This is a genomic window from Curtobacterium flaccumfaciens (assembly GCF_051548005.1).
GTDB lineage: Bacteria > Actinomycetota > Actinomycetes > Actinomycetales > Microbacteriaceae > Curtobacterium.
Genome location: NZ_JBPUGH010000161.1, coordinates 1 through 7391 on the forward strand (window position 1 = coordinate 1; position 7391 = coordinate 7391).

Consider the following 7391-nt stretch of genomic DNA (forward strand, 5'->3'; position numbering starts at 1 on the left):
GCTCCACGCGGTCCCGGCGGAGCACGAGCACGGCGAGGTTGGTGCTGATGAAGACGAACAGGAGCAGGAGCACGACCGTCTCGGCGAGCGTCCCGACGTCACCGACGAGGGTCAGCAGCATCGCGACGACGGTGGTGGCGACGATGGCGGTCCACGGGGTCTTCCGGTTCGGCAGCACCTTCGCCAGCACGGCGGGCAGGAGCCGCTGCTCGGCCATGCCGTAGGTGACGCGGCTCGCCATGATCATGGTGAGCAGGGCACCGTTCGCCACCGCGACGAGCGCGATCAGGCTGAACACCCAGTCCGGGATCGGGACGCCCGACGCGGACACCACGGCGAGCAACGGACCGGAGGACCCCTCCAGCTCGGAGGCGGGCAGCGCGATCGCGCTGGCGAGGCCGACGAGCACGTAGACGACACCGGCGGTGGCGAGCGCGCCGAACAGGGCCTTCGGGTAGACGCGGCGGGGTTCGCGGACCTCCTCGGCGACGTTCGCGCTCGTCTCGAAGCCGACGAACGAGTAGTAGGCGACGATCGCGGCGCTCAGCGTCGCGATCGCGGGGTTCGCGTCGGCAGGGAAGGCGCCGATGCGGCTCACGTCACCGCCTCCACCCCCGAGCATGACGGCCACGACGACGATCACGATGACGAGACCGGACACCTCGATGATCGTCATGACGACGTTGCTCTTCAGCGAGTCCGAGATGCCGCGGGCGTTCAGGCAGGCGATCAGCGCAAGGAACACGATCGCGGTCGGCACCGGCGGGAGGTCCACGAACGTCCCGAGGTAGTCGCCGGCGAACGCCAGGGACAGTCCGGCGGCGCTCGTGACCCCGGCGGCGAGCATGCTGAACCCGACGAGGAACGACACGAGCGGCACCTTGTACGCCCGCTCGGCGAACACCGCGGCGCCGCCGGCCTTCGGGTACTTCGTCACGAGTTCGGCGTAGGAGCCCGCCGTGAGGAGCGCCAGCAGCAGGGCGAGGACGAGCGGTGCCCAGAGCGCGCCGCCGACGTCCCCCGAGAGCGTGCCCATGAGGGCGTAGATGCCGGCGCCGAGGACGTCGCCGAGGATGAAGAGGTAGAGGAGCGGGCCGGTGATCGCCTGGCGGAGCTTCGAGTCCTGCCGTCCTGGAGCGGAACGTTCCGCGGTGTCGCTGGTCATGGTGGTGCCTTCCGTCCCCGTCAGGGTGTCCGAGCGCCCCCGAGCGGCCGCACCGGTCCGTCCGCATCGCGCGGAGTCCTGCACGCTCCGCTCTCGGTGAACTCTCTCCACACATCGGCGTCGCGGCTGAGTGCCCGGGCGGGAGCGGTCCTAGAGTGGGCGCATGACCGCACCGGACCGGCCCACCCCCGCCCGCCTCGCGGATCAGCGCGCGCTGCTGTTCGACCTCGACGGCGTCCTCACGCCGACCGCCGAGGTCCACATGCGCGCGTGGAGCCGCCTGTTCACGCCGTACCTCGACGCGCACGGCGTCGCGCCGTACACCGAGCAGGACTACTTCGACCACATCGACGGCAAGCCCCGCTACGACGGGGTCCGGTCGTTGCTCGCGTCGCGCGGCATCGACCTGCCGGAGGGCACGCCCGACGACGCCCCGTCAGCCGACACCGTCTGCGGGCTCGGCAACCGGAAGAACGCGGAGTTCACGGCCGAGCTGGACGAGCACGGGGTCGAGCCGTACCCGGGCTCCCACCGGTTCCTCGTCGCCGCGATCGACGCCGGGTACTCGGTCGCCGTCGTGTCGAGCTCGGCGAACGCCGTGTCGGTCCTCCGGACCGCCGGCATCCTCGAGCGCTTCCCGGTGATCGTCGACGGCCTCGTCGCCCGGCAGGACGCGCTCGAGGGCAAGCCCGCGCCGGACACCTACCTCGACGCCGCGAGCCGCTTCGGTCTCACCGCCGCCGAGTGCGTGGTCGTCGAGGACGCCACGAGCGGCGTCGAGGCGGGTCGCAACGGTGGCTTCGGACTCGTGATCGGCGTGGACCGTGGCGCCGGCGCGGACGCACTCCGCGCCCACGGCGCAGACGTGGTCGTCGAGGACCTCGCCGACCTCGTCGACGACCTCCGCGCCGTCCCCACCCCGGCGTCCTGACGCGTCGCGGCCGACCCGGGCCGCGACGACACCCGAACCTCTCCTCCCCCTCACCGGAGCAGCATGAACCCCATCACCTCGGACCCGCTCGACCGCGTCCGCTACCCGATCGACGAGTGGGCGCTCGTCGAGACCGAGTACACGCCGGACGAGCAGGGCGTGGCAGAGACGAACTTCGCGGTCGGCAACGGCTACCTGGGCCTGCGTGGCAACCTCGACGAGGGCCGTGGCGGCGTCCAGTACGGCACCTACGTCAACGGCTTCCACGAGACCTGGCCGATCCGGCACGCGGAGGACGCCTTCGGCTTCGCCAAGACCGGGCAGACGATCATCAACGCGCCCGACGCCAAGGTGATCCGGCTCTACGTCGACGACGAACCGCTCGTCCTGGCCGAGGCGGACATCCTCCGGCACACCCGACGCCTCGAGTTCCGCGGCGGCTACCTCTTCCGTGAGACCGAGTGGTCGACGCCGTCCGGCAAGCGGGTGCTCATCCGCTCCCGCCGGCTCGTGTCGTTCACCGATCGGCACCTCGCCGTCATCGACTACGAGGTCACCGTGCTCGACGCGGACGCCTCGATCCTGCTCTCCAGCCAGATCCTCAACCGGCAGGACGTCCAGGACGAGTACCACGCCGGCATGCGAGCGGCGGCGAACGCCTTCGACCCGCGCAAGGCCGAGGCCTTCACGGAGCGCGTGCTCGAACCGAAGCTCAAGCGCAGCACGGGTGCCCGGTCGCTCCTCGGCTACCAGGCTGCGAGCTCGGGCATGACGATCTGCGTCGGCGTCGAGCACCACCTCGAGACCGACAACTCGTGGGACGAGTCGTCGTCGATCGAGGACGACCTCGCCAAGCACGTGTACCGGGTACAGGCGCGTGCCGGTGTCCCGATCCGTCTGGTGAAGAGCATCGTCTACCACACGTCCCGCGGCGTTCCCGCGCGGGAACTCGCCGACCGCTGCGACCGCACGCTCGACCGGGCGCACGCCGAGACCGTCGACGACGTGTTCGCGACGCAGCGCGCCTGGATGGACGACTACTGGGCGCGCAGCGACGTCGAGATCCCCGGCAAGCCGGACGTGCAACAGGCCGTGCGCTGGAACCTCTTCATGCTCGCGCAGGCGACCGCCCGCACGGACGGCCACGGCATCGCGGCGAAGGGCGTCACAGGCTCGGGGTACGGCGGCCACTACTTCTGGGACATGGAGATCTACGTCCTGCCGTTCCTGTCGTACACGGCGCCGATCGTCGCGCGGAACGCCCTCCGGTTCCGCTACAACATGCTCGACGCCGCCCGCTCCCGCGCGCGCGAGCTGAACCAGCGCGGGGCGCTCTTCCCCTGGCGGACGATCAACGGCGAGGAGTCCTCGGCGTACTACGCCGCCGGCACCGCGCAGTACCACATCGACGCGGACATCGCCCACGCGCTCATGCAGTACGTCCGGGCCTCCGGCGACCGGGAGTTCCTCAAGCGCGGCGCGATCGACATCCTCGTCGAGACGGCCCGCCTGTGGGAGGACCTCGGGTTCTGGCGGTCGAACGGCGACAAGAAGTTCCACATCGACGGCGTCACCGGTCCGGACGAGTACACGACGGTCGTCGACGACAACCTGTACACGAACGTCATGGCCCGGGCGAACCTCTGGTCCGCCGTGCAGGCCTGCCGCGAACTCGCCGTGGACGACCCGGAGGAGTACGGCCGCATGGTCCGGCGCACCGGGCTCGACGAGTCAGAGGTCGTCGGGTGGGAGCACGCCGCCGAGTCGATGGAGATCCCGTTCGACCCGCACCGTGGCATCCACCCGCAGGACGCCCAGTTCCTCGACAAGGAGCTCTGGGACCTCGAGAACACGCCGGAGTCGAAGCGACCGCTGCTGTTGCACTACCACCCGCTGGTCATCTACCGGTTCCAGGTGCTCAAGCAGGCCGACGTCGTCCTCGCGCTGTTCCTGCAGGGGCACGAGTTCACCGCGGCCGAGAAGCGCCGTGACTTCGACTACTACGACGCGCTCACCACCGGGGACTCGACCCTGTCCGCCGTCGTGCAGTCGATCATGGCGGCCGAGGTGGGCTACTGCGAGCTCGCGGAGCAGTACTTCCAGACCGCGCTCTACGTCGACCTGGCGGACCTCCACGGCAACACCGCGGACGGGGTGCACATCGCCTCGACCGGCGGCATCTGGGGTGCGCTCGTGAACGGCTTCGGCGGCATGCGGGACCACGGCGGGCGCATGACCTTCAACCCGCGGCTGCCGCGGACGTGGGAGCGCATCACGTACCGGTTGAACGTCCGGGGCTCGCGCGTGAAGGTCGACCTCGAACAGGACACCCTCACGTTCACGATCGAGCAGGGCGACGGCTTCACGGTGTGGGTGCACAACCAGCAGTGGGACCTCTCCGCCGCCGAGCCCACGGTTGTACCGCTGCCGCACCAAGGGCCGCGGATGACCGGGCGCGCGCCGACGACCAGCGACATCCAGGGCACGCTCCGTGCCGACGGATCGGTCATCACCGCGTCCATCCCGACGATCTCGCTGGAGCGTGACCTCGAGCCGGACGACCAGACGGCGTAGCGCCGCGGCGGGCGGGAGGCACGGCGGGCGTCCGCCGCGTCGCCGCCGTCAGCGGTCGGTCGCCACCAGTTCGACCTTCAGCCGCTCGGCGTCCTCGAGGAACGCCGCGTGGTGGTCCGGTCCGCCGGCGAACGGGTGGCGGTCGGCGTAGAGGGGCGACCACCCGTGCGCCGGGGCTGCCTGCCAGAGGCGGTCGACGTCCGCCGGGCTGCCGGCGTGGAACGCGAGGTGGCTCAGGCCGGGTCGGCGCCGGTCGTGCGCACCGACGAGCGGTGCCGCTTCGAGCACGACGTACGTCCCGCCCGTGGTCCAGCTCCGGCCGCCGTCCCATCGCTGGTACGGCTGGTACCCGAGCTCGCCGAGCAGCCATCCCCAGGTCGGGACGGCTCGGTCGAGGTCGGCGACCCGGAGCTCGACGTGGTGCAGCGTGCCACGGCGGGGGCCACCGTTGGTGCCGGTCACAGGAGCTTCCGCAGCGTGTTCGTGTTGCGGGTCGTGGTCGTCCGCTTGAACCGGGCCGCGCCGGCACGCTTCGCGAAGGTCGTGTCCGTGCTCGACCCCTTCGGGCAGGACCAGTACACGACGCCGTCGCCCCGAGCGACCTGTTCCACGGAGTCGTCGAGCGCGAGGTCGGCGAGCAGGTCGTCGAGGGCCGCGGGCTCCGACGCGAAGACGACGTAATCGTGCCGGTCGGCGTCGGACGGGAACGGGAACCCGTCGACGATCCCTGCGAGGTCCTCGTGCCGGAGCAGCACGATCCAGGCGTCGTAGCCGAAGCGGTCCCGGAGGGCCTGCTCGACGGCGCTCTTCACCTGCGCGGCACCCCCGGTGGCGGTGAAGACGACGTTGCCGGACGCGAGCACCGTCCGGACGTCCGCGTACCCGAGGCCGCGGAACGTCTCGGCGAGGTCGGCGCTCCGGATCGTGATGCCGTTCACGTTGACGCCGCGGAGCAGCGCGATCCACCTGGTCATGCCGGGACCGTAGCGCGCCGACGCGGTCACGTCCACGTGCGGGCGACGCCCCAACCGCCGCCCTCGGGCACGATGTCGAGGACGAGCGTCTCGCCGTCCTCCGCGGTCGCCTGGAACCGCCAGCCCACCGTGCGCTCGGGTGCGTGCGTGATGGCGGTGGGCAGCTCGGCGCGCGTGACGGTCAACCGCGTGGGGGTGTCCGTGACCCGCCACCGTCGGCCGGACCACACCAGCCGCTCCGGGGTGCCGGCGGTCCACCAGACCGTCGCGGCCGTGTCGATGATCACCACGATGACCTCCTCCTGTTCGAACGTGTGTTCGAATGGTAGGCCACGGCGGCTGGCTCGACAACAGGTGACTGCGCAAGCTGACCGCCGGAGCGTATTGCGTTCAGAACGTGTTCTGAATAGAGTGCGACCATGACCCTCGCACCTCCCGTCCACCGACGGTCCGTCCAGTCATCCGACCTGTCCCGGCATGCGAAGGAGGTCTTCGCCGCGGCAGAGGAAGAACCCCTCGAGGTGACCCGGAGGGACGGGAAGCCCCTGGTGCTCACCACCAAGGAGCGTTCCGATGACGACGAGGCCGTGCTCGACATCGCGGCGCAGTTGATCGCCGCCGTCACCGTCCACGAGGGGCTCCCGCTGCACGAGCGGCTGGCGATCCCGTACCCCTGGCTGAAGCTCCTCAGCCGCGACGACCAGCGGCGTTTCGCCAAGGAGATCGTCGAGGTCGCGCGTGGGTCGTTCTCGCTGCGGCAGCCACGCGCACTCCTGCTCGAGATGCAGGCCTGGCGCAACTCGGCCGAGGCGATCGCCGCCGGCTGGCACCGTTCCGAGCCGGAACCACTCGAGGTCGCCGTCCCCGTCGAGCGCCCCTGACCCGTGGCTCGGCGCACCACCGTTCCTCGCCCGGTCCGGACGTCCGAGTACGCGATCGTGTTCCTGAACCGTTCGGCTGAAGCCGGCTGGCGCGACCTCGTCGCCACGCAGCGGAACACCGTGGCCGCGGCGTGGGACCGGCTGACGGCCGATCCGCTCATGGAGGACCTGGCCTGCCACGCCCTTCGCGGCGAGCTCGGTCGGGTCACGCACAGCGGTCGGGAGTGGACCAGACGACAAATCGAACTCCGTCGCGGTGCTCGGGTCTGGTTCACGGTCGACGATGAGACGCGCACGGTGCACCTGCTCGACGTCCACACCCACCACCCGAACGCCACGAAGTGACACCGGGGACGCCGTGCCTCCGAGGGGCCGCAGCAGCGCTCCGGTAGACGAGATGCATGACGGACGAGCGACACGACGACCAGGGACCCGACGCCGCGCACCAGGTGCCAGAGGGGGTGTCCGAGGCGACCGTCGAGGCCCTCGGCACGCTGTCGGCGGCGCTCGAGGTGATCGAGCACGCACGGGGCCTGCTGTACGGCTTCCACCGCCTGACCGGAAAGGCCGACCTCGACCTCGGCGACGCCGTCGAGCAGCTCCGGAAGGCCGGGCACACCGACCTGGCCGAACGGATCGACACCGAGCTCCTCGGACGCAACGTCATCGCGGGGCGGTGGACCTTCCAGATCATGGAGGACTACGACGACGGCTACTACGCGCTCGCCAAGGAGCTCGAGCGGACCGCTCGTGACCAGCTCGTCGGCGGGAAGCGCCACCTCTTCGAGGCGAGCATGAAGGAGGATCGGCGCACGCAGGGTCGACGCCACCACGAGGCCCAGCCGTCCGACCTGCCGGACTGACAC

The 7391-nt window shown here is 70.7% G+C and carries 9 protein-coding genes; 5 read left to right on the plus strand and 4 right to left on the minus strand.

Annotation, left to right across the window (positions count from 1 at the left end; genetic code table 11):
• Positions 1–1165 (minus strand): APC family permease (locus ACSW7Y_RS14910; protein WP_438127026.1); only part of this gene is annotated, 1165 nt, incomplete at its 3' end.
• A gap of 163 nt (positions 1166–1328) precedes the next feature.
• Here ACSW7Y_RS14910 and ACSW7Y_RS14915 point away from each other — a divergent pair.
• A complete protein-coding gene (locus ACSW7Y_RS14915) occupies positions 1329–2096 on the plus strand; it encodes an HAD family hydrolase (RefSeq protein ID WP_438127027.1) in 768 nt (255 codons plus the stop codon).
• 63 nt (positions 2097–2159) lie between these two features.
• The gene (locus tag ACSW7Y_RS14920; RefSeq protein ID WP_438127028.1) at positions 2160–4670 is read left to right on the plus strand and encodes a glycoside hydrolase family 65 protein; all 2511 of its coding nucleotides are present in this window, start codon (positions 2160–2162) and stop codon (positions 4668–4670) included.
• 48 nt (positions 4671–4718) lie between these two features.
• Here the strand turns inward: ACSW7Y_RS14920 and ACSW7Y_RS14925 are convergent, their stop codons facing one another.
• Genes ACSW7Y_RS14925 through ACSW7Y_RS14935 form a run of 3 tightly spaced genes read right to left on the minus strand, consistent with a single transcriptional unit; the run spans position 4719 to position 5934 of the window.
• Complete coding sequence (locus tag ACSW7Y_RS14925; protein WP_438127029.1) at positions 4719–5132, minus strand: VOC family protein; 414 nt, start codon at positions 5130–5132, stop codon at positions 4719–4721.
• The gene (locus ACSW7Y_RS14930; RefSeq protein WP_438127030.1) at positions 5129–5644 is read right to left on the minus strand and encodes a DUF1697 domain-containing protein; all 516 of its coding nucleotides are present in this window, start codon (positions 5642–5644) and stop codon (positions 5129–5131) included. Before ACSW7Y_RS14930 ends, ACSW7Y_RS14925 begins: the two co-directional genes overlap by 4 nt.
• Before the next feature lie 26 nt (positions 5645–5670).
• The gene (locus ACSW7Y_RS14935; RefSeq protein ID WP_438127031.1) at positions 5671–5934 is read right to left on the minus strand and encodes a hypothetical protein; all 264 of its coding nucleotides are present in this window, start codon (positions 5932–5934) and stop codon (positions 5671–5673) included.
• Between the two features lie 129 nt (positions 5935–6063).
• Between ACSW7Y_RS14935 and ACSW7Y_RS14940 the strand changes: the two genes are divergently transcribed.
• Genes ACSW7Y_RS14940 through ACSW7Y_RS14950 form a run of 3 tightly spaced genes read left to right on the plus strand, consistent with a single transcriptional unit; the run spans position 6064 to position 7388 of the window.
• Entirely contained in the window at positions 6064–6525 is a 462-nt protein-coding gene (locus ACSW7Y_RS14940) for a prevent-host-death protein (protein ID WP_438127032.1), read from the plus strand.
• A gap of 3 nt (positions 6526–6528) precedes the next feature.
• Positions 6529–6870 (plus strand): hypothetical protein, encoded by a 342-nt coding sequence (locus tag ACSW7Y_RS14945; protein WP_438127033.1) that lies wholly within the window; start codon positions 6529–6531, stop codon positions 6868–6870.
• Between the two features lie 56 nt (positions 6871–6926).
• Complete coding sequence (locus ACSW7Y_RS14950) at positions 6927–7388, plus strand: hypothetical protein (RefSeq protein ID WP_438127034.1); 462 nt, start codon at positions 6927–6929, stop codon at positions 7386–7388.
• Positions 7389–7391: the final 3 nt, after the last annotated feature.